We start from the raw sequence: 25,626 nt of genomic DNA on the forward strand, positions 1-25,626 counted from the left end.
ACCAAGCATGGAACAACTCCACTACAGCTTTGCGGGCCAGCACCGCACTGCCATCCTCCAACCTGTGCTGGTCGGCGTGGTCGGCTCGGGCAACCTGGAAGTACTGGTCGAGGCTGCCCCCGGCAGCGGCCAGTGCGCCCTGCACATCGACACCTCGGCTCGCGGCTTTGGCACCATCTGGCAGGCCGTGGCCCAAGACTTCCACCAGCGCCACCAGCTGGCCGACGTGCGCATCTCGGTCAACGACATGGGGGCCACCCCGGCGGTGGTCAGCCTGCGTCTGGACCAGGCCGTGGCCGAACTGCCAGGAGCCAGCACATGAACCCCAGTTTTTCCGAATCCACCGCCCGCAAGCGCGTGCTGGGCCTGCTGGACGCGGGCACGTTTGCCGAAATTCTGGGCCCGGCCCAGCGCGTGACCAGCCCGCACCTGGCCTTGCTGGACGTGCCCGCCGCGTTTGACGATGGCGTGGTGGTGGGCAGTGGCAAGTTGGCCGACCAGCCGGTACTGATTGCTGCACAAGAAGGTGCCTTCATGGGCGGCGGCGTGGGCGAGGTGCACGGGGCCAAGCTGGTGGGCCTGTTCCAGCGCGCGGTAGACATACGCCCTGCCGCCGTGCTGCTGCTGGCCGAATCCGGCGGCGTGCGCTTGCACGAGGCCAACGCCGGGCTGATCGCCGTGTCGGAAGTGATGCGCGCCCTGCTGGACGTGCGGGCTGCGGGCATCCCGGTGGTGGTGCTGATTGGCGGTGCCAACGGCTGCTTTGGCGGCATGGGGCTGGTAGCCCGCTGTGCCGATCACATCGTGATGAGCGACGTAGCCCGGCTGGCCATGTCCGGCCCCGAGGTCATCGAAGCCTCGCAGGGGGCCGAAGAATTCGACTCCCGTGACCGCGCCCTGGTGTGGCGCACCACCGGCGGCAAGCACCGCTACATCACCGGCGACTGCGATGCCTTGGCCGACGACAGCATGGCCGCCTTCCGCCAGGCCGCCATTGACAGTTTAAATAGCGCCCGCCCGCTGACATTGGACAGCCTGGAAGAAGAGCACCAGTTTCTGTCCGAACGCCTGCGGCTGGACGGCCACAGTGCCGATGCCCTGCCCATCTGGGCGCGCCTGGGCGTGCCCCAGCCCGACACAGTAGCCGATATGGAAGCCGCTGAGCTCCGCGCCTGGAAAGAAGCCGTATGACCATCGACACCCTGCTCACCGCCCTGTTTGGCAGCCAGCACCAGGTGCAGCGCCACGGCGACTTTCTGGCCGGGGACGCCACGCTGGACGGCCACACCCTGCGCGCCATCGGCACAACAGAGCACGCCCCCATCGGCGTGGAGCTGGCCCTGGCCCAGGCCCGCGAAGTGCTCGACGTGGTACGCCACCACCCGGGCCGCCCCATCCTGCTGCTGATCGACACCCAGGGCCAGCGCCTGCGCCACCGCGACGAGCTGCTCGGCATCAACCGCTACATGGCGCACCTGGGCTGCTGCATTGCGCTGGCGCGCCGCCAGGGCCACGCGGTGATCGGGCTGATTTACGACCAGGCGCTGTCGGGCGGTTTCATCACCTCCGGGCTCATGGCCGATGCCTGCTACGCCCTGCCCGAGGCGGAAATCCGCGTCATGCGCCTGCCCGCCATGGCCCGCATCACCAAGATCGACGAGGCCCGGCTCACCGAACTCTCCGAGTCCAACCCGGTGTTTGCCCCCGGCGTGGCCAACTATGTGGCCATGGGGGCCGTGCGCAGCCTGTGGACTGGCGACCTGCAAGCCCATCTGCGCCAGGCGCTGCAAGATGCCCGCACACCCGACGCGCAGCACGACCGCCGTGCCGCCGACGGTGCCGCCCGTGGGGGCCGCAAACTCTCCGCGCAGGTCAGCGCGCAGGTACGCCATGCAGGCGCTGCAGCGTAACCAGCTGGTCTGGCTGCACGACCACGCCTGGGAGGCGCTGGCCGAGCGACCCTGGGACGCGTCGGCACAGACCACCCTCTCACACTGGCAACAACACCGCCTGCCGCTGGTGGTGTGCCGCCAAGCCGCCTGCCTGCCCACCCTTCGCATATCGGTGGGTTTGGCCGCGCCCCGTAGTTGGGCAAGCAACAAACTGGCGCTGGACCTGGCACCTGAAGACATCCGCACCCAAGGCGAATTCCCCCGCCTGCAGCAGGTAGCCCACGGCACCCCGTGGCAGCCCGCAGCCCAGGCCTTAACAGAGCTGCTGGGCACACGTGCCCACGTCTACGGCTCCTACGGCTGGCAGCACCTGACGGGCCTGGACTATGTGCACGCCGCCTCCGACATAGACCTGCACCTGCCGGTGCCCCACATGGAAGCCGCCCAGGCCGTGGTGGCGCAGCTGGAAGCCGCACGCTTACCCATGCGCATCGACGGCGAGCTGGTATTTGCCGGTGGCCACGCCGTGGCTTGGCGAGAATGGGCCCGCCTGCTGCAAGGCCAGACCCGCAGCGTGCTGGTCAAAACCCGCCACAGCCTGCAACTGGCCGACCTGCCCACGCTGCAGGCGCTGACCGAAGCCGTATGCAGCATCTAAAAACCCTGGGCCCGCTTGCCGTGCGCGCCCTGTACCTGGAGCTGGCGCTGGAGCCCAAGCCCGGTCTCGTATCCATGCGCGACAACGGCAGCCACCACGACATGACGGCGCAGACCTTTGTGCGCAGCCTGTTCGCCCTGCGCCACTACTTCGCACATATGGCCCAAGCCGGTGCGGCCCAGCAGCCGTTTGCCAATCTCGAAGCCTTGGGCCTGCAAGCCGAGGCCCGCATGCTGCACGCCACCGGCGGCATCAACACCCACCGGGGGGCCATTTTTGCGCTGGGCCTGTTGTGCGCCAGCGCCGGGAGCCTGTCCAAAGAAGCTACAGCGAACGACCTGCGCAGTGCCCTCGCCACCCACTGGGGGCCCGCCTTGCGCAGCCGCGCCGAGCGCGCCCGCCAGCGCCCCGCCACCACCCACGGCCAACGGGCCGCCCAGCGTTACCAGCTGCGCAGCGCGGGCGACGAGGCCGCTAATGCTTTCCCCACCCTGTTCGGGGTCACCCTGCCCGCCCTGCAAGCCGCCTACCACCAAGGCCTGGGGGACAGGGCGGCGCGCATCCAGGCGTTTTTTGCCACCCTGGCCTGCCTGGACGATACCAACATGGTGCACCGCGGCGGCATGGAAGGCCTGCGTTTTGGCCAGCAGGCCGCACGCCAGTTTCTGGCCGCAGGCGGCGCGGCGCGGCCTGACTGGCTGGACCACGCCCGCGCCCTGCACGCACAGTTTGTAGCGCGGCGGCTGTCGCCCGGCGGCTCGGCCGACCTGCTGGCCTGCGCCTGCTGGGTGCACAGCGTCTGCGTCCTCACCCCGCAGGCACAGCCCTGCCCCGCATGAGCTACGCCCTGCTCGTGCCCGGCCAGGGCAGCCAGCACCCCGACATGCTGCCCTGGCTGGATACCCACCCCGCCGCACAATCTGCCTTGGCCGCCATGGCGGAATCGATAGGCGCAGACTGGCGCGCGCGCCTGCACGACCCTGACTTCTTGCACGCCAACGCCGTGGCCCAACCGCTGGTGACAGGTGCCGCCCTGGCCGCCTGGGCCGTTCTACAGCCTCACCTGCCCCCACCCGCCGCCGTGGCAGGCTATAGCGTGGGCGAGCTGGCCGCGTGGGCCTGCGCCGGGGTGTTCGACACCGCCACCGCCCTGCAGCTGGCAACCCAGCGGGCGGCGGCGATGGACCGTGCCGGTGCGGGCGCAGTGACAGGCTTACTGTCGGTATCCGGCCTGGCCATCGACCAAGTCGCACCACCGCTGGCCTGCGCCATCCGCCTGGGTCCCACGCACCACATCTTTGCCGCCCTGCGTGCCGATCTGGAAGCTGCCGAGCCGCTGCTCACCGCCGCTGGTGCGCAGTGCACCCTGCTGGACGTGCGCGTGGCATCCCATTCGGCGTGGATGGCCTCGGCTACGGTAGACATGGCCGCCCTGCTGCACACCCTGCCCCTGGCCGCGCCGCTGTGCCCGGTGGCCACCAACTTCGACGGCAGCGCCACCCGGCGCGTGGACGTGCTGCGCCACAGCCTGGCCCAGCAAATCTCGCACACGGTGGAATGGGCCGCCTGCATGGAGGCCGTGGCAGAGCGCGGCGTGCGCTGCGTGCTGGAACTGGGTAGTGGCCGTGCCCTGGCCAAGCTGTGGGCGCAAAACCACCCCGGCATTGCCGTGCGTTCGCTGGAAGACTTCCGCAGCCCCGAGGCCGTGGTGGCCTGGGTACGCCGCAATGCTATGAATTAAGTAGCTTTTCACGCTTATTGAATAAGCGCTGGAAGCCGATTTAGCACTTATTTCTGCCGAGAACCCAACCAGGTCCACAGCCCGGCTCCACCCAGAATCATCGGCACGCACAGCCACTGGCCCATGCTCATACCCATCGACAGCAGGCCCAAAAACGCATCCGGCTCGCGGAAAAACTCGGCAATGAAGCGGAATACGCCGTAGCCAAACAGGAACGCCGCCGCCACCTGGCCCGGCGCACGCTCTTTGCGCGCATACAGCCACAGCAGCACAAACAGCAGCAGGCCCTCCATCAGAAACTGGTAGACCTGCGACGGGTGGCGCGGCAGCGGCCCGCCGTCGCGGAACACCATGCCCCAGGGCAGGTCAGGCGCACTCAGGCGGCCCCAGAGTTCGCCGTTGATGAAGTTACCCACGCGGCCCGCCGCCAGCCCGGTGGGCACGCAAGGGGCCACAAAGTCGGCCACCTGCCAGAACGGCTTTTTGCGCGAATAGGCAAACCAGAACATGGATGCAATCACGCCCAGCAGCCCGCCGTGGAACGACATGCCGCCTTGCCACACATAGAACACCTCCAGCGGGTGGCTGAGGTAGTAGCCGGGCTTGTAGAACAGGCAGTAGCCAATGCGCCCGCCCAGCACCACACCCATCACGCCCAGGAACAAGATGTCTTCCACATCCTTGGCGGCCCAGGCCTGGCTGCCGGTCAAGCGTGCAAACGGCGGGTGCCGCAGGCGGCGCATGCCCAGAAACATGAACAGCGCAAACGCGGCCAGATAGGTCAGGCCGTACCAGTGGATGGCCAGAGGGCCGATTTGCAGGGCGATGGGGTCGATTTGGGGGTGGATCAGCATGGGCGGTATTGTGCCCGCTGGCCGGGTCACATAATGGATAACCCCATGGCACACACTGCAAACCACACTGCCAACATTACTGGCGACCACAACACCGTGGTGCAGATCGCAGGCGACCACAACACGGTGGTGCTGGGCCGCGCGTTTCTCACGCTCACGCGGTTTGAGGCCCAGCGCCACAGTAGCCATCCGCTGAGCGCCCTGTCACCTTATGCCCGTTCCACCCAGCTGCTGGGCCGCGACGACGAACTGGCCAGCCTGCGCGCCTTTCTCTCCAGCCCCCAACCCATCAGCGTGCGCTTGGTGGTGGGGGGTGGCGGCAGCGGCAAGACCCGGCTGGCGCTGGCGCTGTGCGACCAGATGCAGGCCGCGGGCTGGGACGCAGGCTTTGTGACAAGCACCGAAGCCGAGCGTTTTTTTGCAGGCCAGAACCTCAGCGCCTGGGGTTGGCAAAAGCCCACCCTGGTGGTGGTGGACGATGCCGCCGCCAAAGCCCAGGCCCTGGGCCGCTGGCTGGACGAGCTGGCCGACCGCACCGCGCCAACCGTTCACCCGCTGCGCATCCTGTTGCTGGAGCGCAGTGCCGACCCGGCCACCGGCTGGTGGGCCAGCGTGTTTGGCGGCGGCTGGCAAGCCCTGGCCAAACAGGCCCTGCTGGACCCGGCGGTGCCCGTGCCCATCCGCCCACTCGCCACGCCCGCCCACCGACTGGTCTTGCTGCAAGACATGCTGGCCCTGGCCAACCCGGATGCGCCCATGGCCCTGCCGCTGGACGACCCGGCCTTTCAGCAGCAACTGATGCAGCCCAGCTGGGGCGGCGACCCGCTGTTTTTGATGCTGGCCGCCATGGCCATGGCCAGCCAGGGCCACAGCGCGCTGACGCTGGGCCGCACCGATCTGGCCGACCTCGTCGCCCAGGGCGAAATCGACCGCCTCGCCAAACTAGCCCAGGCCCACGGCCTGCCCCCCGACCTGGTGCTGCACCTAGCCGCCTGCGCCACCCTGGCCCAAGGCCTGACCCGCGCCACCTTCCTGCCCCTGGCGGCCACCGAGCAGCAAGCCACCGGCTGGACCCAGCCTGACGCACCCGCCGCCCTGTTCAAGCTGCTGCAACAAGCCCTGCCCGGCCCCCAGGGCATCGCCCCGGTGATTCCCGACATGGTGGGCGAGGCGCTGCTGGTGCGGCTACTGCCGGGCGACGAAGGTAGGGAAGCCGTGCTGCGCTGCTACGCCGCCCTGGGCCACCGGGTGGCGGAAACGGTGATCCGCTGCGTGCAGGACTTTGCGGGGGTGGCGGGCATAAGCGATTGGCTCGATGCCATCGTTGACCATGCCCAGCACCACGTCCCCGCGCTGGAGGCCCTGGCGTCCAGCCTCCCCCTAGACAGCTTGGCGCTGGGTGCCATCAACCTGCGTGTGGCCCAGCAAATTTCTGCGCTGTATTCCAACCAAGAGGCGGATAGTCCGGCACCCGCCGCACGCGTCGCAACCCAATTGATTGCAGCGCAAGGCCAGATGGGGCTGTATGAGGCAGCACTGCAAACAGCACAGGAGGTAGTGAACTATCTGCGAGAACACATCGCGCCACCCGCGCAGATTTACAGCCTGGACTTGGCCCAAGCGCTGCACAACCTAGCGCTGACGCAAATTGCCCTGGAAAAACATGCGCTCGCAGTGCAGTCGGCCCGCGATGCGGTAGACATATGCCGCGCTCTGCGGGTTGGGCAGCCTGCAGCGTTAGAGCCCGCGTTGGCTGCGTCGCTCAACACCCTTGGCATCGTATACAGCGCACTGGGCCAAGTGGAGCCAGCCTTGCAAGCCACACTGGAATCGGCTCAACTGTTCCGCGCCCTTGCGGAGCAGTATCCCGACACATTCACCCCCGACCTGGCAATGTCACTCAGCAACTTGGCCAACGCTTACAGCGACGACTTTCAGTTGCAGCTCGGCCTGGACACCGCTACCGAGGTAGTAGAGATATACCGACGATTGGCAGCGCAGCAACCCGATATTCACCTGCAATTTCTAGCCGCTACGCTGAACAATCTGGCCAACAAGCAACGGGGCCTGGGCCAGCAAGAGCCGTCCATGGATTCAGCGCAAAAAGCGGTGGACATTTACCGTCGCCTCGCAGACCAGCGGCCAAGTGTGTTTATGCAACCCCTTGCCAAGGCACTCGCCGTGCTGGCGAAGTGCCGCCTACATGGTCTAGGCAATGCTGCTGCACTTGGCCCGGCGCGGGAAGCCTTGGAAACTATTAGCCATGTATACCTCCATCGGCCTCAAGTCCATGAACAGCTCATGCAAACAATGCAGCAAGACTACGCTGTCTTATGCCAAGCCAACAGCATAGAACCCGATGCCGCCTTGATCGCCCCCCTGCTTCCCTATATACCAACCCAGGACACCCCATGATCGACCCCGCCACCCTCGCCTCCCTGGCCAGCGCCACCGTGGCCCTGCTCGCCCCCCTGGTCGGCAAAGCCTTTGAAAAAGGAGCCGAAGAAGCCGCCAAAGGCACGGCGGGCCTGTTGGTGGAGCGCCTGAAATCCCGGCTCAGCGGCACCCGCGCCCAAGACGCGCTGGACGACGTGGCCCAGCAGCCAGCCGATGCCGACAGCCAGGCGGCACTGCGCGTGCAACTGAAAAAAGCCGTGGAAGCCGAGCCCGCGCTGGCCGACTTTTTGCAGCAGTGGCTGGAAGAGGGCCGCCAGCAGGCCACTGCTTTAGGAGTCCAGCAAACCGCCACGGTCACCGGCGACCACAACAAGACGGTGCAGATTGCAGGCTCGGGCAACTCGGTGGGTTGATAGGCTGCACCGCAGTTTTACTATGCAATTGATAGCTGCTTGCGCTTATAGAATAAGCACAGGCAGCCCAAAACACCTTCAAACGCTCAACGCGTGGTGTAGCCGCCGTTGGCAAAAATCGTCTGCCCGGTGATCCACCAGCCTTCGGTCACCAAGAACTTCACCAGCGGGGCGATGTCTTCGATATCGGTGAGGCCTGTTTTCGAGTACTTGCCCAGCGCCGCGCCCGCCTTGTTGTAGGCCACCGAATCGGCGTTTTCCTGGCCGTAGAAAAACGGCGTGTTCATCGGGCCGGGGCCGACGGCGTTGACCGAAATGCCGCGCTCGCCAAACTCCTTGGACGCGGCGCGGGTGAAGTGCTCCACCGGGGCCTTGCTGCTGGGGTAAATGCCGTAGTAAGGGGTGTAGGCGGCCAGCAGCGAGCTGACGATGGTCACGATGCTGCCGCGCTCGTTCAGGGTGCGCCCGGCCTGCTGGATAAAGAAGAACGCGGCCTTGGAGTTGGCGGCAAAGCTCTTTTCGTAGTCGGCCTCGGTGAGTTCCAGGATGGGCTTTTTGATGACCACGCCCGCGGTGTTGATGGCGATGTCGGCGCGCCCGAAATGGGCCACGGTGGCATCAAACAACTGCACGCAGTTGTCCACCACCGACAGGTCGCCCTGGAAGCTGATGGCATCGGCCCCCTTGGCCTTGAGCGCGGCCACAGTGGCATCGGCTTCGGCTTTGGCGGCATCGCTGTTGTAGTGGACCATGATGCCTTTGGCACCGCCGTCTACCAGCTGGTGGGCGATCAGCGCGCCCAGGTTTTTGCCGCCGCCGGCGATCACGGCCACGCGGCCTGCGAGTGTGGGTGCTGTCATGGAAATCCTCAAGGTGGGTGGAAGAAGCAGCCAGTCTATTAGCGCGGGATTGCGCGATATATCGCCATTTACTGGCTAGACTAGCCAACAAATCCGCCCAATCACCCGGGACCTTATGGACCGCATCGAACAGCTCGCCATCTTTGTGCGCGTGGCCGAAACCGGCAACTTCACCCTCAGCGCCCAGCAGCTCGGCCTGCCGCGGGCCAATGTGTCGCTGGCCGTGCAGCAGCTGGAAGCCCGCCTGGGCGTGCGCCTGCTGCACCGTACCACCCGGCGCGTGTCCTTGACCCCCGACGGCGAAGCCCTGCTGGAGCGCGCCCGCGGCCTGGTCAGCGACCTGGAAGAGCTGGAGCAGCAGTACCACCCGGTGCGCGCCACCGTGGCCGGGCGGCTGCGGGTGGACGTGCCCAGCCGCGTGGCCCGCTGCCTGATCGCCCCGGCCCTGCCCACGTTTTTTGCGCAGTACCCCGCCATCGCGCTGGAGCTGGGCGCCAGCGACCGCAGCGTGGACCTGGTGCAAGAAAACCTGGACTGCGCCCTGCGCGTAGGCCCCCTGCCCAGCAGCAGCCTGGTGGCCCGCCCGCTGGGGGCCTTTGCCATGGTCAATTGCGCCAGCCCCGCCTACCTGGCGCGCCACGGCACCCCCACCCGCCCTGCCGACCTGGCCAGCCACCAGGTGGTGAATTACGCCCTGCCCACCACCGGCCGCGTGGCCCCCTGGGAATGGATGGAGGGCGACACGCTGCGCCAGCTAGACCTGCACAACCAGGTCACGGTGAACAACGCAGAAACTTACATCGCCTGCGCCCTGGCCGGGCTGGGGCTGGTGCAAATCCCCGCTTACGACGTGCGCCAGCACCTGGACAGCGGCGAATTGTTACAAGTGCTGCCCCAGGCCTGCGCCCCCGCCATGCCGGTGCACCTGCTCTACCCGCACCGCCGCCACCTGTCGCCACGCGTGCAGGTATTTGCCCACTGGCTGCAGGCGCTGCTGGCACCGCATTACGCGGTGGGATCTTGAAGAAAACCGGTGCCTGCGCTTATGGAATGGGCGTGAGCAGCTGCATTTTGTATAGCGACCGGGCCAGTTATTTCAACCGCTGGACGTTAGCCGCCACCTGCGCACCCAGGTGTTTGATGGTGGCTGGCCGCACCTTCGCGGCCTGGAGTGTTTTGGCAAAGTCGCCAGCCACTGCCAAGTGCCGGTCCAGATGCGCCAAGGCCTTCGCCGTGGGGATGTCCGCCCTGCTGGCCAGTTCCAGCATGTTCTTGCGGGTAATAGCCTGCGCTTCGCCCATCACGTCCATCTGGTGGTACCCGCCCGGGCCCGGAGAATAGGTCAGGTCGTACGCAGGCGACAGCTTCCAGTGGCGCTCCCTGTCGAGCCTGAAAGAAAAGTTCTTGGGATGGTCATCACGGTTGTTGAACACCACATTGAACACGGCGCGCGCGAAAGCCTTTTCCACTTCGCGCGCATCCCGCGTGAGGTTGCGGGTGACGCGCAAGAAGCTCAGGTAGTCCAGCACCCCTGGCAGGCGGAAGTCTGCATTCATCGCACCCGCCAAGGTGTGGACCGGCACCCGCATGCCGTGGTCCACGTCAAAGCGCGCGATGCCGAACCCCCCGAGCTTGGGCGCGATATCAAAGTACTGCGTCGCAGGCATATCCAATCCGCAGTCTCGCGCCAGGGCGGCATAGCAGTTTTCAATGGCGCAGACTTCCTTGTGCTCTCCTGGCGACGGGAACTTGACCAGCCAAGGCTGCCCGTTGGCGACACCTTGCGTCCCCATCTCGCCCGTGGCCACACAGTAGTCCACCAGCACCTTGGGCCGCGCACCGTGCGGCGAGCCACCCATCAAGACCAGCTGGGCCAGCAGCGCGCTGTCTTTGCCCGCCATGACCTGCTGGGCCTGTTGCGCAAGCGCCAGCAGGTCTACCGCGCCCGTGAGGGCGGCCAGTGGCTGTGCCGGCTCAAACGTCAGAGCCCCCATCGTGCGATGCCCCAGGAACGCCAAGCGGTCGAGCGCCGACACTGTGGAGACCTCGACACCGTTCTTGCGGAAGTAGCGGTCCATCAACAGCATCCCCCACCCGTCGGGAAGACTGTCTGCAACTAGGCCAGGCAAGCCCCACTGCGCCTGGGGAAACCTGGAAAAAGCCGCCACCTGCAGAGGCAGCTTGATGGGGGAAAGCTCCAGTTTTTGCGCCAAAGCCTGCGGGCTGTACTCAAACAGGAGTTCCCCGCGTCCGTGCGCCAGGGTTCCAAGCAGCCAACGCTCGCCCCAACCTTCGTAGTACACGTCAACGCGCTTCATGGTTTGGCCTTGTTGCCAGGCTTGCGGATACGCTGCGACGGGGGTGCCACCCGGGCTTGTAGCTGCGCAATGCTCTGGATCTGCATTACAAAAAGCGACTGCAACTGGTCCACGATACCCAGCGCCGAAGCCACCCGCACCAGTGTCGCCATCGAGCCCTGGCCGTGAGATTCCAGCGCCAGCAAGGTATTACGCGAGATGCCCGCACGCAATGCGAGTTCTGCTTGCTGCAGGCCTTTGGCGTGCCGAGCCGCCTTCAGCCGTTCGCCAAGTGCTGCGCATATCTCGGCAGGGGATGCCAGGTTAAAGTCCAGCATTGTGTGCTTCATCTCAATTTATCCAGTTTAATGCACACGATTATGCGCACTAAAATGGAACTATTCAAGCACAAAGTGCAGATGCAAAACCCAGGATGTCCGGCAGGTGGCTGTGGCTGCGGGCTACCGCGCGCATTGAAGGCTTTTTAGGCCTCTACCGCCCATGGAATAGGCGCTAGCAGCTACTTTTTGTATAGCAAATTGGGTGTACTCACTGCCGGGTCAACACCATGTGCGTTGCCAGCGCCGAACTCTCGCACCGGGTGCAGGCATAGCCCAGGGCGCGAAGGTCCACGCCTTCAAAGAGCCGCTCGCCAGAGCCGAGCAGCACTGGGGAAATGGCGACGTGCATTTCGTCAATCAGGCGCTGGAGCAGGTACTGCTGGATGGTGTTCACGCCGCCACCCACACGCACATCCTTGCCCCCGGCGGCAGCGCGGGCCCGCTCCAGCGCCACCGCTATGCCTTCGGTCACGAAGTGGAAGGTGGTGCCGCCTTCCATGACCAGCGGTGCGCGGGCGTGGTGGGTCAGCACGAACACCGGCACGTGGTAGACCGGGTTATCGCCCCACCAACCGCGCCAGCTCTCATCCGGCCACGGCCCGCGCACCGGCCCGAACATGTTGCGGCCCAGAATCCAGGCCCCGAAGTTCTGAAAGCCCCGCGCGGCAAACTCCTCGTCCAGGCCCTCCGTCGCTCCGCCCTCGCCACCGAACACGTGTTTCTGGAAGGTGCGCGTGGACATGGCCCAGCCATGCAGCGATGTGCCGCCCACGCCGAGGGGGTTGTTCAGGTCCTGGTCCGGGCCTGCGCCGAAGCCGTCTAGGGCGATGGTGAAACTTTCTACGCGGAGTTTGGACATGGATCTCTCGGTGTGAGGTGACTACAAAATATAGGTTGTGGCGTTTGATACCACTTATCACAAGCGGCAAATTGAAATGTTAGAAATCCCTCCATCACCGACGTTTTCCTGACTCAAAGCTTCCGGACACCATTACCCGAGAATCTAACAAGTCAGATTTTTTTACCTTGTTCTTATTTTTTTGTGCCGTTTTTTTCTTGACAACAGATGAATTGGCTAAGTGCACTTTGGCGGCCATTGCATCCTTTGCTTCGTTGCCCCCTTCGTCTATTAGCTTATTTAAAGCTGCGACCTTTGCAAAATATTTAGCTGCATACGTAACACGCTTTTTAGCCATGATTAACTCTTATGCATAACAATATTTACCAACGCGTGTCAACAATGACATTTCCAGAGTTGTCCTTTTGCACTACATGCTGAGACCTTTTTAGCCCATTGATAGAGGTGTGATCGGTATATTCAACTGAGCCCACTACCGATCCAACCGCATTGACAATTTGATAAGAGTAAATTTCGGTTTCCTCGAGGGGGCCTTTGCTACGGTGATTTATTTTTTTTATTGTTTCACCATCGTTCAACGTAATTTTTGTTTCCATATCAACGCCCTAAGTTCAGTGATTTTTAATTCAATTTGCAGAGACAGCGAAGCGTCTCCGTAACATCCCACTTGCTGCCCCAGAATACCTGCTGAATCACATCCAAATTTGGGCTCTCCCAGTGGACACTGCATTAGCAAGAACCATAACGACTCCAGAAAAATACTAGGCGCAACGATACCCGAATACTGCCCAGCAAAAGCACACCGGCCCCTCGATCTGCGCCGAGGAGCACAGAGACAAACATCCCCGCAATACCTTCGGGGAATCTCCGCAAAGGCATACTCCCGTCATGCCCTCCGGTTCACCCACCAACACTTCTTCCCCCCACCCCACCCGCACCCGCCGCCGCTGGCTGCGCTGGCCCCTGCGCCTGTTAGGCCTAGTATTTCTATTACTCCTAGGCCCCATGGGCGTGCTGGCGTCGGGCACGCTGGATATGCAGACCCCGTGGAACCAGGCCCGCAATGACAGCAGCGGCCAGGCACCCGACCCTGCTGTGGAGCAGCGTGCGGTGGTGCAGGTCTATGGCGCGCGCACCGTGCGCTGGCGCGGCGCGTTTGCCACCCACCCGTGGATCGCAGTCAAGCGCGCGGGCGCGAACCACTACACCACCTACCAGGTGGTGGGTTGGCGCGCCCAGAACGGCGAGGAGGCACTGGTCACCGGCAGCAGCAGCCATCCCGATGCCCGCTGGTACGGGGCCTATCCGCAGCTGCTGGCGGACCACCGCGGTGCGGATGCAGACACCATGATCGACGCCATCGAGGCTGCGGTGGCGGCCTACCCCTGGGGGCATGAGTACCGGCTCTGGCCCGGCCCGAACAGCAACACCTTCGTCGCCTGGGTCGCGCGCCGCGTGCCTGCGCTGCACCTGGACCTGCCGCCCACCGCTATCGGCAAGGACTATCTGGGCCCCAACACCTTTGTGGGCCACGCTCCCAGCGGCACGGGTTGGCAAGTGTCGCTGCTCGGCCTGGCGGGGGTGACGGTGGCGCGGGAAGAAGGCCTGGAGCTGAACCTGCTGGGGCTGGGCTTCGGCATCGATGTGAACGACCTGCAGCTGCGGCTACCGGGCTTTGGCAAAGTGCCATCCATTTCACAATAGACAAATCAGGGCCTAGCGCTTATTCCATCAGCGCAAGCAGCTATTAAAAGCAGAGCTATTGCGCCACAAAGGCAATAAAGCGCTCCAGGGCCGGGCTGGTGTGGGCGGCAGACCAGACCAGGCTGGTTTCGCACCCCGGCAGCGCCACCCCCACTTTGCCCTTTTTGCCCGGCTCCACACTGCGGTACACCACCCCCGGCCGCTGGAACTGCGTCACGCTGTGCGGCACCCAGGCGCAGCCCAGCCCGGCGGACACCAGGTTGACGATGGTCTGCATCTGGATGGCCTCTTGCACCACGGTGGGCAGGTGCCCGGCGGCGTGGTAGGCGGCAAAAATTGCGTCGTACAGCGAAGGCACGATGCGGCGCGGAAAGATCACCAGCGGCGCGTCCAGCACGGCGGCCAGCGTGAGCCGGGGGAGTGCCGCCAGCGCGTGCTGTTCGGGCACGGCCAGCACCAGCGGCTCCTGGTGCACGGTGTGGCGCTCCAGCCCCACCGGGGCGAAACCCGGGGCGTGCAGCATGAAGCCCGCGTCCAGCGTGCCCTGGGCAAAGGCCTGCAACTGCACATCGCCCGTGGCCTCCACCAGTTCCATCTGCACCTGCGGGTACAAGGCGCGAAAGCCGCGCACCCACTGCGGCAGCAATGCAAAGCCCACGGTGGACACAAAGGCCAAGCGCAGGCGGCCCAGCTCGCCCGCCTCTGCGGCCCGGGCGTGTTCGGGCAGGGCCTGGGCGCGGGCCAGCAGGTCCAGCACCTCGGGCAGTAGCGCCCGCCCAGTGGCGGTGAGCTGCACGCTGCGCTTGGTGCGGTCAAACAGGCGCACGGCCAGGCGCTTTTCCAATAGTGCAATAGCCTGCGTCAGCGGCGGCTGGGTCATGTGCAGGCGCTGGGCGGCGCGGCCAAAGTGCAGCTCGTCGGCCAACACGGCAAACTGGTTCCACAGGCGAAGTTCTATGTCATTCATATGCAGCACATATTAATAAGCACTTAAAAATAGATTGGACCCGAGTTTTCGCCCGTAGCATACTCAGCGCTGCCAAAAAACACCTCCCCACGACACAAAGAGACCCCCATGGAAACCAAACCCATCGTTTTGAACCCCCGCTCCAAGAACATCACCGAAGGCAAGTCGCGCGCGCCCAACCGCTCGATGTACTACGCCATGGGCTACGAAGAGGCGGATTTCAAGAAGCCCATGGTCGGCGTGGCCAATGGCCATAGCACCATCACGCCCTGCAACAGCGGCCTGCAAAAGCTCACCGACGCGGCCATCGCAGCGATTGAAGCGGCGGGTGCCAACGCCCAGGTGTTCGGCACGCCCACCATTTCCGACGGCATGGCCATGGGCACCGAAGGCATGAAGTACAGCCTGGTCAGCCGCGAAGTCATCAGCGACTGCATCGAGACCTGCGTGCAAGGCCAGTGGATGGACGGCGTGCTGGTGGTGGGTGGCTGCGACAAGAACATGCCCGGCGGCCTGATGGGCATGCTGCGCGCCAACGTGCCCGCCATCTATGTGTACGGTGGCACCATCCTGCCGGGCCACTACAAGGGCAAAGACCTGAACATCGTCAGCGTGTTCGAGGCCGTGGGCGAAAACGCCGCTGGCCGCATGAGCGACGAAGACCTGCTGCAAATCGAGCGCCGCGCCATCCCCGGCACGGGCTCCTGCGGCGGCATGTACACGGCCAACACCATGTCCAGCGCGTTCGAGGCTTTGGGCATCAGCCTGATCTACTCGTCAACGATGGCGAACCCGCACGACGAGAAGCTGAACTCGGCGCAAGAGTCGGCCCGCGTGCTGGTCGAAGCCATCAAAAAGGACCTGAAACCCCGCGACATCGTGACCCGCAAGTCCATCGAAAACGCCGTGGCCGTGATCATGGCCACCGGCGGCTCGACCAACGCCGTGCTGCACTTTTTGGCCATCGCCCACGCGGCCGAAGTGGAATGGACGATTGACGACTTCGAGCGCGTGCGCGTCAAAACCCCGGTGCTGTGCGACCTGAAGCCCAGCGGCCAGTACCTGGCCGTGGACCTGCACCGCGCAGGCGGCATTCCCCAGGTGATGAAGACGCTGCTGGCCGCGGGCCTGCTGCACGGCGACTGCATCACCATCACCGGCCAGACCGTGGCCGAGGTGCTGGCCGACATCCCCGACGTGCCGCGTGCCGACCAGGACGTGATCCGCCCCATCACCAACCCCATGTACGCCCAAGGCCACCTGGCCATCCTCAAGGGCAACCTGTCGCCCGAAGGCGCAGTGGCCAAGATCACCGGCCTGAAAAAGCCCGTGATGACCGGCCCGGCCCGCGTGTTTGACGACGAGCAATCGGCCCTGAAAGCCATTCTGGACAACAAGATCGTGGCGGGCGACGTGATGGTGCTGCGCTACCTGGGCCCCAAGGGCGGCCCCGGCATGCCCGAAATGCTGGCCCCCACCGGCGCGCTGGTCGGCCAGGGCCTGGGCGAGTCGGTCGGCCTGATCACCGACGGTCGCTTCTCCGGCGGCACCTGGGGCATGGTGGTGGGCCACGTGGCCCCCGAGGCCGCCGTGGGTGGCACCATCGCCTTCATCGAAGAGGGCGACTCCATCACCATCGACGCGCACCAGCTGCTGTTGCAACTCAACGTGAGCGACGAAGTGATCGCCCAGCGCCGCGCCGCCTGGAAGGCCCCCGCGCCCCGCTACACCCGCGGTGTGCAGGCCAAGTTTGCGTTCAACGCCTCCACCGCCAGCAAGGGCGCGGTGCTCGACGCGTATTGATCGGTCGCTAAGAAAAAAAGCCCAGGGCAGCGATGCCCTGGGCTTTTTTTGTAGGTGTTTGCGCTCAGCGCGGTGTCTTGCGCTTGGTGCCCAGGGCTTCCTTGTTTTTGTCGATACGGGCCCGCTTGCGTGCTTCCTCGCGCTGCATCACTTTGCGCTTGGTGTAGCCGCTGGTGTCGGCCCACCACCACCACAGCACGGCCACCATGAAGGGTGACATCACCAGGGTCCAGCTCCAGCCCGCCACGGGGGCAATGGCCAGGTACTTCAGCACCAAGAGCAGCAGCCCGATTCCTAAAAACAGCATGTTGGCCTCCTCTGGACGGATGCCCCGCAACCCTGCTGGGAAACCACCGCCCGATAAAATTCAGACTGTACTGCACCCTACAAGGAATCGATGAGACGCGCTTTGTTTACTTTGGCCTTGGTCGCCGCATGCACCACTTCGGCCCTGGCCAGCCCGGAACTCGCCAAGGCCAAGAACTGCATGGGCTGCCACACCATGGACAAGAAGGTGGTGGGCCCGGCGTTCAAAGACATTGCCACCAAATACCGCAGCAGCAAGGATGCCAGTGCGCAACTGGCCCTGAAAATCCGCCAGGGCGGCTCGGGCGTGTGGGGGCCGATGGCCATGCCCGCCAACGCCCAGGTGAACGAGGCCGACGCCCAGAAGCTGGCGGCCTGGGTGCTTTCGCTGAAATAAACACTATGCAACGCCGCGCACTCCCACTTTTCTTCGGCTGGTTAGGGCTGCTCCTGACCACGGGGGTTACTGCGCAAGACGCGGAAGCCACCGCCTGGCAGGCGCTGCGCGACGGCAGCATCGTGCTGTTTCGCCACGCCAATGCACCTGGCGTGGGCGACCCACCGGGCTTCAGGCTGGGCGATTGCAGCACCCAGCGTAACCTGGATGCCACTGGCCAGGCGCAGGCGCGCCAGATCGGCCAGCAGTTTCAAAAGCGCCAGATTGCCGTGGGCAGCGTGCTGAATTCCGAATGGTGCCGGGCCCGCGACACGGCCATGCTGGCGTTTCCCGGTCGGGCGCAGGACCAACCGGTGTTCAACTCGTTCTTCGACGACACGGCCGGCGCCGCCCCGCAAACTGCTGCCGCCCAGGCGCAACTGCTGGCATGGCAAGGGCCCGGCGCGCTGGTGGTGTTTACCCACCAGGTCAACATCACCGCCCTCACCCGCATCGTGCCCAGCTCGGGCGAAGGCGTGGTGCTGCGCAGGGTGGGGCCAAGCTTGCAGGTGGTGGGGCGCGTGCAGCCCTGAACACCATGACCGAACTCCCCAGCCTTCCCCCGGGCCTCATAGCCGTGACGGGCGATGAAGGCTCCGGCAAAACCCATTACCTGCGCCATCTTGGAGCAAACGGTGCGCTGTGGCTGGATTTGGCTTTGCCCGGCCAGGACGACCAGACGCCGCAAGAGATTTGGGCGGCGCTGCAACAGCGCAGCCCGCAATGGGATGCCGGGCTGCACCAGCAGTTGGTAGAGGCTTTGCTGCTACAGCCCCACCAGGAAAAAAAGCTTTACATGTTGTCAGCAGGCAGCCGACGCAAAACGGCGCTGGCAGGCTTGCTGGCCTGCGGGGCGTTGGTAACCTGCCTGGACCAGCCCTTTGCGGCGCTGGACGGGGCTTCGATCCGGGTGGTCAACGGGCATTTGCAAGCCATGGCCGACCACGCCACCCGCACCTGGGTGGTGGCCGATTACGAGGCCCATCCCCAGCTGCCCTGGCGGCAAGTGGTTTCGCTGGATGGCAGCCGCTGAACAGATTGCTATTATTTCAGTAGCTACTCACGCTTATTCGATAAGCGTGAGCAGCCCGAAAGACTGATAAAAATCAGTAGGCCTGGCCCAACTGGCCCAGGATGGCCGGGTTCTCCAGCGTGGAGGTGTCTTGCGTCACCGCCTCGCCCTTGGCCAGGTTGCGCAGCAGGCGGCGCATGATCTTGCCGCTGCGGGTCTTGGGCAGGTTCTCGCCGAAGCGGATGTCCTTGGGCTTGGCGATGGGGCCGATTTCCTTGGCCACCCAGGCGCGCAGCTCGTTGGCGATTTGCTTGGCTTCGTCGCCGGTAGGGCAGCCGCGCTTCAAGACCACAAAGGCGCAGATGGCCTCGCCGGTCAGGTCGTCCGGGCGGCCCACCACGGCGGCTTCGGCCACCAGGGCGGTGTGCGAGACCAGGGCGGATTCGATTTCCATGGTGCCCATGCGGTGGCCCGACACGTTCAGCACGTCGTCGATACGGCCGGTGATGCGGAAGTAGCCGCGGTCGGCACTGCGCACCGCGCCGTCACCGGCCAGGTAGATAGTGCCGCCCATTTCTTCGGGGAAGTAGCTCTTCTTGAAGCGGTCCGGGTCGTTCCAGATGGTGCGGATCATGCTGGGCCAGGGGCGCTTGACCACCAGCAGGCCGCCGGTGCCGTTGGGCAGGTCGTTGCCGACTTCGTCGACGATGGCGGCCATGATGCCGGGCAGCGGCAACGTGCAGCTACCGGGCACCAGGGGCGTGGCGCCGGGCATGGGCGACATCATGTGGCCACCGGTTTCGGTCTGCCAGAAGGTGTCGACTATGGGGCAGCGCTCGTGGCCCACGTTCTTGTAGTACCACATCCAGGCTTCGGGGTTGATGGGCTCGCCCACCGAGCCCAGGATGCGCAGGCTGTCCAGGTTGGAGCGGTCGGGGTGGACTTTTTCATCCGCCTCGGCGGCCTTGATGAGCGAGCGGATGGCGGTGGGTGCGGTGTAGAAAATCGTGCACTTGTGGCGCTCGATCATCTGCCAGAAGCGCCCTGCGTTCGGGTAGGTGGGGATGCCTTCAAAAATGATTTGCGTGGCACCTGCCGCCAGCGGGCCGTAGGCCACATAGGTGTGGCCGGTGATCCAGCCGATATCGGCGGTGCACCAGAACACATCGTCGGGCTTCAAATCAAAAGTCCAGTCCATCGTCAGCTTGGCCCACAGCAGGTAGCCGCCGGTGCTGTGCTGCACGCCCTTGGGTTTGCCGGTGGAGCCGGAGGTATAGAGGATGAACAGCGGATGCTCGGCACCCACGGCCACGGGCGGGCAGTCGCTGCTCTGGCCGGCCACGGCCTGGGCAAAGGTCTGGTCGCGCCCGGCCACCATGGCGCAGGCGGTGGCGGTGCGCTCGTACACGAATACGTTCTTGATCGACTCGCAGCCGCCCAGGGCGATGCCTTCGTCGACGATGGCTTTCAGGGGCAGCTCTTTGCCGCCGCGCATCTGGAAGTTGGCGGTGATGACGGCCACGGCACCGGCATCGATGATGCGTTCGTTCAACGCCTTGGACGAGAAGCCGCCAAACACCACGCTGTGGGTGGCACCGATACGGGCGCAGGCCTGCATGGCGATCACGCCTTCCAACGTCATGGGCATGTAGACCAGCACGCGGTCGCCCTTCTGGATGCCTGCGGCCTTGAGCGCGTTGGCAAACTGGCTGACCTGGGTGAGCAGCTCTCTGTAGCTGGTTTTTTTGACCGTGCCGTCGTCGGCTTCGAAGATCACCGCCGTCTTGTTCTCGGTGGGCGTGCCCATGTGCTTGTCGAGGCAGTTGGCCGAGGCGTTGAGCTCGCCGTCGGCAAACCACTGGTAGAACGGTGCGTTGGACTCGTCCAGGGTCTGGGTAAAGGGCTTGTTCCACAGCACGTTTTCGCGGGCCAGACGGGCCCAGAAGCCTTCGAAGTCGCTTGCCGCCTCGGCACACAGGGCGTTGTAGCCATCCATGCCACTGATACGGGCCGATTTTTGCATCGCCTCGCTGGGGGGAAACACGCGGTTTTCAATCAACACGGACTCAATGGCAGAACTCATGGGTTTGTCTCCTCGATGGATGGAATTAATTGTGGCTGGCGTTAATGTCGGGCTTGGCTCTTACGTATTGCTGACTTGGAAAAACGGTACAAACCCTGATCCTACAATCCAACTTTGCAGTTAACGCCCCCAAACCCCAAAAATGTCCGAATCTACCCCCCCAAAAACCCAGCCCCTGCGCCCCCTGCCCCGCTTTATTTTTGCCAGCCGCTGGCTGCAGTTGCCGCTGTACCTGGGTCTGATCGCGGCGCAGGCGGTGTATGTCATGCATTTTCTGGTGGAGCTGACGCACCTGGTCGAGGCCGCCTTTGGCAACCAGACCGCGTTGCAGGCCCTGGTCAGCAGCATTGGCTACAAAGATGCGGGTGCCCCCAGCGCCCTGAATGAAACCATCATCATGCTGGTGGTGCTGGCGCTGATCGATGTGGTGATGATCTCCAACCTGCTGATCATGGTGATTGTGGGCGGCTACGAGACCTTTGTGAGCCGCATGGACCTGGACGGCCACCCCGACCAGCCCGAATGGCTGAGCCATGTGAACGCCTCGGTCCTGAAGGTGAAGCTGGCCATGGCCATCATCGGCATTTCGTCCATCCACCTGCTGAAAACCTTCATCAACGCGGCCAACTACGATGCCAAGGTGCTGCTGGCGCAAACCGGCATCCATGTGGTGTTCTTGCTCAGCGCCCTGGCCATTGCCTATACCGACAAGCTGCTGACCGCAACCTACAACTCGGGTCGGCAGCACTGATCACACGCCAGCCACCACCGGGATGCGCCGCCGCTCAGGCCGCTGCTTGCGGTCTTGCAGCCAAGGCGCAAAAGCAACGGCTGGCATGGGGCGGGCAAAGTAATAGCCTTGCAGCTCGTCGCAGGCCAGGGCCTTGAGCTGGCCCGCCACCTCGGCCAGCTCCACCCCTTCGGCCACCACCTTCAGGCCCAGCGTATGGCCCAGGGCGATGATGGCGCGGATGATGGCCAGGTCGGTAGGGTCGGTCAGCATGTCGCGCACAAAAGACTGGTCGATTTTCAGCTTGTCGATGGCAAAGCGCTTGAGGTAGGCCAGGCTGGAATAGCCGGTGCCAAAGTCGTCGATCGACAGCAGCACGCCCAGGGCTTTGAGTGCCGCCAGTTGTTCCACCGCCAGGCTGGTGTTGTCCATCAGCACTGATTCGGTAATCTCCAGCTCCAGCGCGGCAGGCGCAATGCCGTGGTCTTGCAGGCACTGCTGGATCTGCGGCACCAGATCGGCATCCACCAACTGCAGGGCCGACAGGTTCACCGACACCGTCAACGCAGCAAAACCCTGCGCATGCCACTGCGCCAGTTGCCCGCAGGCCTGCTGCAGCACCCAGGCACCGATGGGGCGGATCAGGCCGGTTTCTTCGGCCACCGGGATGAAGCGCCCAGGTGACACCGAGCCCAGCACCGGGTTGTCCCAGCGCAGCAAAGCCTCCACGCCCACCACCTCCAGCGTCTCGGCGTTGACCTTGGGCTGGAACTGCAAACTGAATTCACCGCGCTCCAGGGCCTGGCGCAGTTGCTGCTCCAGCGCCTGGCGCTGCTGGGCCAGTTGCTCGATTTCGGGCTGGTAAAACCGCGCCATGTCGCGCCCGGCGTTTTTGGCGGCGTACATGGCGGCATCGGCGCGGCGCATCAGCAGGGGCAGGTCCAGGCCGTCGTCGGGGTACAGCGCCACGCCCACGCTGCACGAAACCTGCAGGTCGTGGCCGTCGACATGGTGGGTCTGGCGGATAAGCGGGATCAGGCGGCGCTCCACCGTTTGCTGCACTTCTTCAGGCCCGGCCACGCCGCGCAGAATCACCACGTATTCGTCGCCGCCCAGGCGGCTCACCGTGTCGATGCTGCGCACCGCCTGGCTCAGGCGGCTGGCCACCGAGCGCAGCACGCCGTCGCCGATATGGTGGCCCAGGGTGTCGTTGATGTTCTTGAAGCGGTCCAGGTCGATGAACAGCACGGCCACCCGCTCGCCGCTGCGCTGCGCGGCCTCGATCGCAGCCTCCAGCCGGATCACGCACAGGGCCCGGTTGGGCAGCTCGGTCAGCACATCGTGCTGGGCCAGAAACTGCACCCGGGCCTCGGTGCGCTTGCGGTCGGTGATGTCCACCGAGATGCCGATGTACTGCGACACCGCACCAAAGCGCGAGCCGTCGCGCACTGCCGAAATCATCAACCAGGCCGGGTAGGTTTCGCCCGAGCGCTTGCGGAAATGCACCTCGCCCTGCCAGGCATCGCGGTCTTGCGACAGGCTGTTGAGGCTTTGCTCCACGGTGGCCGCCTGGGTGCCGTCCAGCAGCACGCTCAGCGGCTCGCCAATCACCTCGTAGAAGTCGTACGAGGTGCTGCGGCAAAACGCCCGGTTCACGCTCAGAATCTTCTGCTGCCCGTCCATGATGATGATGCTCTCGCTGGAGGCCTCAAACACCTTGGCCCACAGCTCCAGGCGGCGCTCCATCACCTTGAGCACATTGATCGGGGTAAAGGCCGTGAGCACCGCGTCCCGCCCCTGGAACTGCAGCCTGCGCGCCGACAGCACCGCCCACGAGGGCTCGGCTCCGCCCAGCCAGCGCACCTCGAACTCGTCCACCTTGCCCTGGTCCGACAGCTGCTGGAAAAACCGCGCACGCACGCCCGGCTCCAGCCCGGCACGCCAGGGGTCGCGGGTCTGCCCAGCCAGCCACGGCAGGGCCGGGGCGTTGGCGTGCAGTACCTCGTGGTCGGGCACCGAAGTGACGAGCAGTGCAATCGGAATCGCCTCCACCAGCGCCTGCTGGGCCTGGGCGGCGCGGCTGCGGGCGGCGGCCTCCTGCCCGGCCAGGCGCTGCTGGTCCAGCTGGGCCAGCATGCCGTTGAAGGCGGTGACCAGCTGGCCAATTTCGTCGCGGCTGTGCCACACGGCCCGGCGCGTGTGGTCGCCGGTCTGGCGCACCGCGTCGGCCACCGCGGCCAGATTCGTCAGGGGCCGGGCGATCTGGCGGGCCACGGCGTAGACCAGGCTCAGAATGCAGCTGAGCAGCAAAAACGCCGTGCCCAGGTGCAGCCACATGCGGTTAAACAGCGCATCCACCCGCTCATGCAACAGCCGGTCCAGGTCGGTGGCGGTGCGGGCCCAGGCATCGGAGAGTGCCAGCAGCGATTCGCCGTAATGCTGTTGCAGCAGTTCCAGGTTGTGCGGGTTGGCATCGCCATCGGCCAGCAGCTGCACCGCTGCCAAAAACTCGCCCAGCCGGGCCTCCAGCACGGTGCGGCTGGGCTGCAGCGCGGCGCGCTGGGTCGGGCTGCCTGCGGCAAAGGCCTGGGTGTAGTCGGAGCGGATGCCCAAGGCCACGGCATCCAGCCGCCCGGCCAGGATCAGCAGCTCGGTGCGCCGGTCTTGCACGCCCGACGGAATCGCCACCGCCGACGGGGCCTTGGGCAGGATGCGGACGGTGTCGTTCAGCACCTCCAGCAGCTCGGGAAAGCGCAACACCACCAGCGACATGGCGTAGTAGCTGTCCAGATCGGGGTCGAGGATCAGGTTGGACTGGTTGCCCACGGTGGTCAGCAGTTCGCGGGCCTGGCGCAGCATGGGTTTCAAGGCACGTGGGTACTCGGCCGGACCGGTGTCGGCGCTGAGCTGCTGCCAGCTGTCCACAAAGGCTTTGCTGGCCTGGGCGGTCTGCAAAGTATCGTCGTGGCTCACACGCAAGAGGTCCAGCCGCAGCAGGGCTACGGATGCCGGTGGCGCACCACTTTGGGGCGGAAGAAAAGGATGCATCAGCACATCACGCACCGCCGCGCTATAGGCCGTGCCGACGATCTCTTTGCGGGTGAAATCGATGGACTGGAATTTCTCGTGGATCAGGATGCTCGACACATAGATCACGGCGGTCAGGTCGAGCAGATAAATCAGCGTGAGTTTGCGCCCCACGCTGAGGCGGCCCAGCCAGCGGGTGAAGGCCTGGGTCGGCTTCAAACTCAACGGCACCGCGCAAGCCCCAGGGGCTGCGCGGTACATGCTTCACAACAACATCGCATCTCAGTGGGTTACCGGCACCAAAAACTCGCGGCTGATGTGGGCGCCCAGCTCGTTCACGCGGTCCAGGAACTGCGTCAGGAAGGCGTGCAGGCCGGTGGCCAGGATTTCGTCGATGCGGGCAAACTGCAGGTCGGCGCGCAGCTTGCCAGCGCGGCGCAGGGTTTCGCTGTTCGGGTTGTTGGACACCAGCGACAGGTTGCTCAGCACCTCGTTCAAGCTGCCGTGCAGGGAGCGCGGCATGTCGGCCCGCAAAATCAGCAACTCGGCCACGCGCTCGGGTTTGATCACGTCGCGGTACACCTTGCGGTACACCTCGAAGCCCGAGACGCTGCGCAAAATCGCGCTCCAGTGGTAGAAGTCGTACTCTTGGTCCTTCTCGCTGGCGGCACCAAAAAAGTCGCTTTGCACCGCGTGGAACTTCACGTCTACCAGCCGCGCCGTGTTGTCAGCCCGCTCCAAAAAGGTGCCCAAACGGGTGAAGTGGAAGGCCTCGTCTTGCAGCATGGTGCCCAGCGTCACGCCGCGCGACAGGTGCGAGCGGAACTTGACCCACTCGAAGAACTGCGCCGGGTCGGCCTCGAAATCGCCCGCCTTGAGCATGCGGTTGACTTCCAGCCAGGTGGTGTTGAGGGTTTCCCAGACTTCGGTGGTCAGGGTGCCGCGCACGGCACGGGCGTTTTCACGCGCGGCCCGCAGGCAGGAGATGATGGAAGACGGATTTTCTTCGTCCTTCACCATGAACTCCATCACCGCCTTGGAGGTGATTTCGCCATGCTTGGCCATGTAGGGCTGCAGCAGTTCGCTGATGGACAGCAGGCCCTGCAAGCCCACCTGGGCGACGGCGGCCGACTGGGGCAGGAGCGCGGTTTGGTAGTTGATGTCCAACATCCGGGCGGTGTTTTCGGCGCGCTCGGTGTAACGGGACATCCAGAAGAGATGGTCGGCGGTGCGTGACAGCATGTTT

Annotated in this window: 27 protein-coding genes; 15 read left to right on the forward strand and 12 right to left on the reverse strand. The window is 64.7% G+C overall.

Annotated elements, in window-relative coordinates:
• The first annotated feature begins 7 nt into the window (after positions 1 to 7).
• From mdcC to AC097O_RS03925, 6 genes are read left to right on the forward strand one after another with little or no spacing between them, the layout of a single operon-like run.
• Positions 8 to 322 (forward strand): malonate decarboxylase acyl carrier protein, encoded by a 315-nt coding sequence (gene mdcC, locus AC097O_RS03900; RefSeq protein WP_479591573.1) that lies wholly within the window; start codon positions 8 to 10, stop codon positions 320 to 322.
• Complete coding sequence (locus AC097O_RS03905; protein WP_479591574.1) at positions 319 to 1,191, forward strand: biotin-independent malonate decarboxylase subunit beta; 873 nt, start codon at positions 319 to 321, stop codon at positions 1,189 to 1,191. The genes mdcC and AC097O_RS03905 overlap by 4 nt, the downstream gene beginning before the upstream one ends.
• Entirely contained in the window at positions 1,188 to 1,910 is a 723-nt protein-coding gene (gene mdcE, locus AC097O_RS03910) for a biotin-independent malonate decarboxylase subunit gamma (RefSeq protein ID WP_479591575.1), read from the forward strand. Before AC097O_RS03905 ends, mdcE begins: the two co-directional genes overlap by 4 nt.
• On the forward strand, positions 1,891 to 2,550 hold the full coding sequence (gene mdcG / locus AC097O_RS03915; RefSeq protein WP_479591576.1) for a malonate decarboxylase holo-[acyl-carrier-protein] synthase: 660 nt from the start codon (positions 1,891 to 1,893) through the stop codon (positions 2,548 to 2,550). Before mdcE ends, mdcG begins: the two co-directional genes overlap by 20 nt.
• On the forward strand, positions 2,538 to 3,389 hold the full coding sequence (gene mdcB / locus AC097O_RS03920) for a triphosphoribosyl-dephospho-CoA synthase MdcB (protein ID WP_479589374.1): 852 nt from the start codon (positions 2,538 to 2,540) through the stop codon (positions 3,387 to 3,389). The genes mdcG and mdcB overlap by 13 nt, the downstream gene beginning before the upstream one ends.
• On the forward strand, positions 3,386 to 4,291 hold the full coding sequence (locus tag AC097O_RS03925; RefSeq protein WP_479591577.1) for an ACP S-malonyltransferase: 906 nt from the start codon (positions 3,386 to 3,388) through the stop codon (positions 4,289 to 4,291). The genes mdcB and AC097O_RS03925 overlap by 4 nt, the downstream gene beginning before the upstream one ends.
• Positions 4,292 to 4,338: 47 nt before the next feature.
• Here AC097O_RS03925 and lgt read toward each other — a convergent pair whose 3' ends face one another.
• On the reverse strand, positions 4,339 to 5,145 hold the full coding sequence (gene lgt, locus AC097O_RS03930; protein WP_479591578.1) for a prolipoprotein diacylglyceryl transferase: 807 nt from the start codon (positions 5,143 to 5,145) through the stop codon (positions 4,339 to 4,341).
• Positions 5,146 to 5,190: 45 nt separating this feature from the next.
• Here lgt and AC097O_RS03935 point away from each other — a divergent pair, with 45 nt between their 5' ends.
• Both AC097O_RS03935 and AC097O_RS03940 read left to right on the forward strand, forming a co-directional pair.
• Positions 5,191 to 7,560, forward strand: a complete 2,370-nt coding sequence (locus tag AC097O_RS03935; protein ID WP_479591579.1) for an AAA family ATPase — start codon at positions 5,191 to 5,193, stop codon at positions 7,558 to 7,560.
• Complete coding sequence (locus tag AC097O_RS03940) at positions 7,557 to 7,955, forward strand: hypothetical protein (protein WP_479591580.1); 399 nt, start codon at positions 7,557 to 7,559, stop codon at positions 7,953 to 7,955. The genes AC097O_RS03935 and AC097O_RS03940 overlap by 4 nt, the downstream gene beginning before the upstream one ends.
• 86 nt (positions 7,956 to 8,041) lie before the next feature.
• Here AC097O_RS03940 and AC097O_RS03945 read toward each other — a convergent pair whose 3' ends face one another.
• Positions 8,042 to 8,815: an SDR family oxidoreductase gene (locus tag AC097O_RS03945; protein ID WP_479591581.1), complete on the reverse strand. Its 774-nt coding sequence runs from the start codon at positions 8,813 to 8,815 to the stop codon at positions 8,042 to 8,044.
• A gap of 115 nt (positions 8,816 to 8,930) precedes the next feature.
• Between AC097O_RS03945 and AC097O_RS03950 the strand changes: the two genes are divergently transcribed.
• Positions 8,931 to 9,839: a LysR family transcriptional regulator gene (locus AC097O_RS03950; RefSeq protein ID WP_479591582.1), complete on the forward strand. Its 909-nt coding sequence runs from the start codon at positions 8,931 to 8,933 to the stop codon at positions 9,837 to 9,839.
• 67 nt (positions 9,840 to 9,906) lie between these two features.
• On the opposite strand, the gene AC097O_RS03955 is transcribed toward AC097O_RS03950, so the two are convergent.
• The 5 genes from AC097O_RS03955 to AC097O_RS03975 form a co-directional block, all read right to left on the reverse strand.
• Positions 9,907 to 11,133, reverse strand: a complete 1,227-nt coding sequence (locus AC097O_RS03955; RefSeq protein WP_479591583.1) for a type II toxin-antitoxin system HipA family toxin — start codon at positions 11,131 to 11,133, stop codon at positions 9,907 to 9,909.
• Complete coding sequence (locus tag AC097O_RS03960) at positions 11,130 to 11,462, reverse strand: helix-turn-helix domain-containing protein (RefSeq protein ID WP_479591584.1); 333 nt, start codon at positions 11,460 to 11,462, stop codon at positions 11,130 to 11,132. Before AC097O_RS03960 ends, AC097O_RS03955 begins: the two co-directional genes overlap by 4 nt.
• Positions 11,463 to 11,661: 199 nt before the next feature.
• Positions 11,662 to 12,312: a dihydrofolate reductase family protein gene (locus tag AC097O_RS03965; protein ID WP_479591585.1), complete on the reverse strand. Its 651-nt coding sequence runs from the start codon at positions 12,310 to 12,312 to the stop codon at positions 11,662 to 11,664.
• A 94-nt stretch (positions 12,313 to 12,406) separates the two neighbouring features.
• Positions 12,407 to 12,649 (reverse strand): hypothetical protein, encoded by a 243-nt coding sequence (locus AC097O_RS03970; RefSeq protein ID WP_479591586.1) that lies wholly within the window; start codon positions 12,647 to 12,649, stop codon positions 12,407 to 12,409.
• Positions 12,650 to 12,674: 25 nt separating this feature from the next.
• A complete protein-coding gene (locus tag AC097O_RS03975; protein ID WP_479591587.1) occupies positions 12,675 to 12,908 on the reverse strand; it encodes a hypothetical protein in 234 nt (77 codons plus the stop codon).
• A 292-nt stretch (positions 12,909 to 13,200) separates the two neighbouring features.
• Here AC097O_RS03975 and AC097O_RS03980 point away from each other — a divergent pair, with 292 nt between their 5' ends.
• On the forward strand, positions 13,201 to 14,016 hold the full coding sequence (locus AC097O_RS03980) for a DUF3750 domain-containing protein (protein ID WP_479591588.1): 816 nt from the start codon (positions 13,201 to 13,203) through the stop codon (positions 14,014 to 14,016).
• A 55-nt stretch (positions 14,017 to 14,071) separates the two neighbouring features.
• On the opposite strand, the gene AC097O_RS03985 is transcribed toward AC097O_RS03980, so the two are convergent.
• Positions 14,072 to 14,983 carry a LysR substrate-binding domain-containing protein gene (locus AC097O_RS03985; protein ID WP_479591589.1) on the reverse strand — a complete coding sequence of 304 codons (912 nt, stop codon included), beginning with the start codon at positions 14,981 to 14,983 and terminating at the stop codon, positions 14,072 to 14,074.
• A gap of 108 nt (positions 14,984 to 15,091) precedes the next feature.
• On the opposite strand from AC097O_RS03985, the gene ilvD reads away from it, so the two are divergent.
• On the forward strand, positions 15,092 to 16,786 hold the full coding sequence (gene ilvD, locus AC097O_RS03990; RefSeq protein WP_479591590.1) for a dihydroxy-acid dehydratase: 1,695 nt from the start codon (positions 15,092 to 15,094) through the stop codon (positions 16,784 to 16,786).
• 64 nt (positions 16,787 to 16,850) lie between these two features.
• Here ilvD and AC097O_RS03995 read toward each other — a convergent pair whose 3' ends face one another.
• On the reverse strand, positions 16,851 to 17,093 hold the full coding sequence (locus AC097O_RS03995; RefSeq protein ID WP_479591591.1) for a TIGR04438 family Trp-rich protein: 243 nt from the start codon (positions 17,091 to 17,093) through the stop codon (positions 16,851 to 16,853).
• A 90-nt stretch (positions 17,094 to 17,183) separates the two neighbouring features.
• On the opposite strand from AC097O_RS03995, the gene AC097O_RS04000 reads away from it, so the two are divergent.
• Genes AC097O_RS04000 through AC097O_RS04010 form a run of 3 tightly spaced genes read left to right on the forward strand, consistent with a single transcriptional unit; the run spans position 17,184 to position 18,561 of the window.
• Entirely contained in the window at positions 17,184 to 17,489 is a 306-nt protein-coding gene (locus tag AC097O_RS04000; RefSeq protein ID WP_479591592.1) for a c-type cytochrome, read from the forward strand.
• Positions 17,490 to 17,494: 5 nt separating this feature from the next.
• Positions 17,495 to 18,061 carry a histidine phosphatase family protein gene (locus AC097O_RS04005; RefSeq protein ID WP_479591593.1) on the forward strand — a complete coding sequence of 189 codons (567 nt, stop codon included), beginning with the start codon at positions 17,495 to 17,497 and terminating at the stop codon, positions 18,059 to 18,061.
• Positions 18,062 to 18,066: 5 nt separating this feature from the next.
• On the forward strand, positions 18,067 to 18,561 hold the full coding sequence (locus tag AC097O_RS04010; RefSeq protein ID WP_479591594.1) for a hypothetical protein: 495 nt from the start codon (positions 18,067 to 18,069) through the stop codon (positions 18,559 to 18,561).
• Positions 18,562 to 18,634: 73 nt separating this feature from the next.
• Here AC097O_RS04010 and acs read toward each other — a convergent pair whose 3' ends face one another.
• On the reverse strand, positions 18,635 to 20,623 hold the full coding sequence (gene acs, locus AC097O_RS04015; protein WP_479591595.1) for an acetate--CoA ligase: 1,989 nt from the start codon (positions 20,621 to 20,623) through the stop codon (positions 18,635 to 18,637).
• Positions 20,624 to 20,765: 142 nt separating this feature from the next.
• On the opposite strand from acs, the gene AC097O_RS04020 reads away from it, so the two are divergent.
• Positions 20,766 to 21,374: a YqhA family protein gene (locus AC097O_RS04020; protein WP_479591596.1), complete on the forward strand. Its 609-nt coding sequence runs from the start codon at positions 20,766 to 20,768 to the stop codon at positions 21,372 to 21,374.
• Here AC097O_RS04020 and AC097O_RS04025 read toward each other — a convergent pair whose 3' ends face one another.
• Positions 21,375 to 24,641 (reverse strand): EAL domain-containing protein, encoded by a 3,267-nt coding sequence (locus AC097O_RS04025; RefSeq protein ID WP_479591597.1) that lies wholly within the window; start codon positions 24,639 to 24,641, stop codon positions 21,375 to 21,377. It lies immediately after the preceding gene.
• A gap of 21 nt (positions 24,642 to 24,662) precedes the next feature.
• Positions 24,663 to 25,622, reverse strand: coding sequence for an alpha-E domain-containing protein (locus AC097O_RS04030; RefSeq protein ID WP_479591598.1), 960 nt, complete (start codon positions 25,620 to 25,622; stop codon positions 24,663 to 24,665).
• Between the last annotated feature and the right edge of the window lie 4 nt (positions 25,623 to 25,626).

The organism is Rhodoferax sp. LS1P39 (genome assembly GCF_056521425.1).

Bases quoted from the DNA above. Each gene is read 5' to 3' on its own strand.
- mdcC (WP_479591573.1), top strand. From the start codon at position 8: ATGGAACAACTCCACTACAGCTTTGCGGGCCAGCACCGCACTGCCATC.
- AC097O_RS03905 (WP_479591574.1), top strand. From the start codon at position 319: ATGAACCCCAGTTTTTCCGAATCCACCGCCCGCAAGCGCGTGCTGGGC.
- mdcE (WP_479591575.1), top strand. From the start codon at position 1,188: ATGACCATCGACACCCTGCTCACCGCCCTGTTTGGCAGCCAGCACCAG.
- mdcG (WP_479591576.1), top strand. From the start codon at position 1,891: ATGCAGGCGCTGCAGCGTAACCAGCTGGTCTGGCTGCACGACCACGCC.
- mdcB (WP_479589374.1), top strand. From the start codon at position 2,538: ATGCAGCATCTAAAAACCCTGGGCCCGCTTGCCGTGCGCGCCCTGTAC.
- AC097O_RS03925 (WP_479591577.1), top strand. From the start codon at position 3,386: ATGAGCTACGCCCTGCTCGTGCCCGGCCAGGGCAGCCAGCACCCCGAC.
- lgt (WP_479591578.1), bottom strand. From the start codon at position 5,145: ATGCTGATCCACCCCCAAATCGACCCCATCGCCCTGCAAATCGGCCCT.
- AC097O_RS03935 (WP_479591579.1), top strand. From the start codon at position 5,191: ATGGCACACACTGCAAACCACACTGCCAACATTACTGGCGACCACAAC.
- AC097O_RS03940 (WP_479591580.1), top strand. From the start codon at position 7,557: ATGATCGACCCCGCCACCCTCGCCTCCCTGGCCAGCGCCACCGTGGCC.
- AC097O_RS03945 (WP_479591581.1), bottom strand. From the start codon at position 8,815: ATGACAGCACCCACACTCGCAGGCCGCGTGGCCGTGATCGCCGGCGGC.
- AC097O_RS03950 (WP_479591582.1), top strand. From the start codon at position 8,931: ATGGACCGCATCGAACAGCTCGCCATCTTTGTGCGCGTGGCCGAAACC.
- AC097O_RS03955 (WP_479591583.1), bottom strand. From the start codon at position 11,133: ATGAAGCGCGTTGACGTGTACTACGAAGGTTGGGGCGAGCGTTGGCTG.
- AC097O_RS03960 (WP_479591584.1), bottom strand. From the start codon at position 11,462: ATGAAGCACACAATGCTGGACTTTAACCTGGCATCCCCTGCCGAGATA.
- AC097O_RS03965 (WP_479591585.1), bottom strand. From the start codon at position 12,312: ATGTCCAAACTCCGCGTAGAAAGTTTCACCATCGCCCTAGACGGCTTC.
- AC097O_RS03970 (WP_479591586.1), bottom strand. From the start codon at position 12,649: ATGGCTAAAAAGCGTGTTACGTATGCAGCTAAATATTTTGCAAAGGTC.
- AC097O_RS03975 (WP_479591587.1), bottom strand. From the start codon at position 12,908: ATGGAAACAAAAATTACGTTGAACGATGGTGAAACAATAAAAAAAATA.
- AC097O_RS03980 (WP_479591588.1), top strand. From the start codon at position 13,201: ATGCCCTCCGGTTCACCCACCAACACTTCTTCCCCCCACCCCACCCGC.
- AC097O_RS03985 (WP_479591589.1), bottom strand. From the start codon at position 14,983: ATGAATGACATAGAACTTCGCCTGTGGAACCAGTTTGCCGTGTTGGCC.
- ilvD (WP_479591590.1), top strand. From the start codon at position 15,092: ATGGAAACCAAACCCATCGTTTTGAACCCCCGCTCCAAGAACATCACC.
- AC097O_RS03995 (WP_479591591.1), bottom strand. From the start codon at position 17,093: ATGCTGTTTTTAGGAATCGGGCTGCTGCTCTTGGTGCTGAAGTACCTG.
- AC097O_RS04000 (WP_479591592.1), top strand. From the start codon at position 17,184: ATGAGACGCGCTTTGTTTACTTTGGCCTTGGTCGCCGCATGCACCACT.
- AC097O_RS04005 (WP_479591593.1), top strand. From the start codon at position 17,495: ATGCAACGCCGCGCACTCCCACTTTTCTTCGGCTGGTTAGGGCTGCTC.
- AC097O_RS04010 (WP_479591594.1), top strand. From the start codon at position 18,067: ATGACCGAACTCCCCAGCCTTCCCCCGGGCCTCATAGCCGTGACGGGC.
- acs (WP_479591595.1), bottom strand. From the start codon at position 20,623: ATGAGTTCTGCCATTGAGTCCGTGTTGATTGAAAACCGCGTGTTTCCC.
- AC097O_RS04020 (WP_479591596.1), top strand. From the start codon at position 20,766: ATGTCCGAATCTACCCCCCCAAAAACCCAGCCCCTGCGCCCCCTGCCC.
- AC097O_RS04025 (WP_479591597.1), bottom strand. From the start codon at position 24,641: ATGTACCGCGCAGCCCCTGGGGCTTGCGCGGTGCCGTTGAGTTTGAAG.
- AC097O_RS04030 (WP_479591598.1), bottom strand. From the start codon at position 25,622: ATGCTGTCACGCACCGCCGACCATCTCTTCTGGATGTCCCGTTACACC.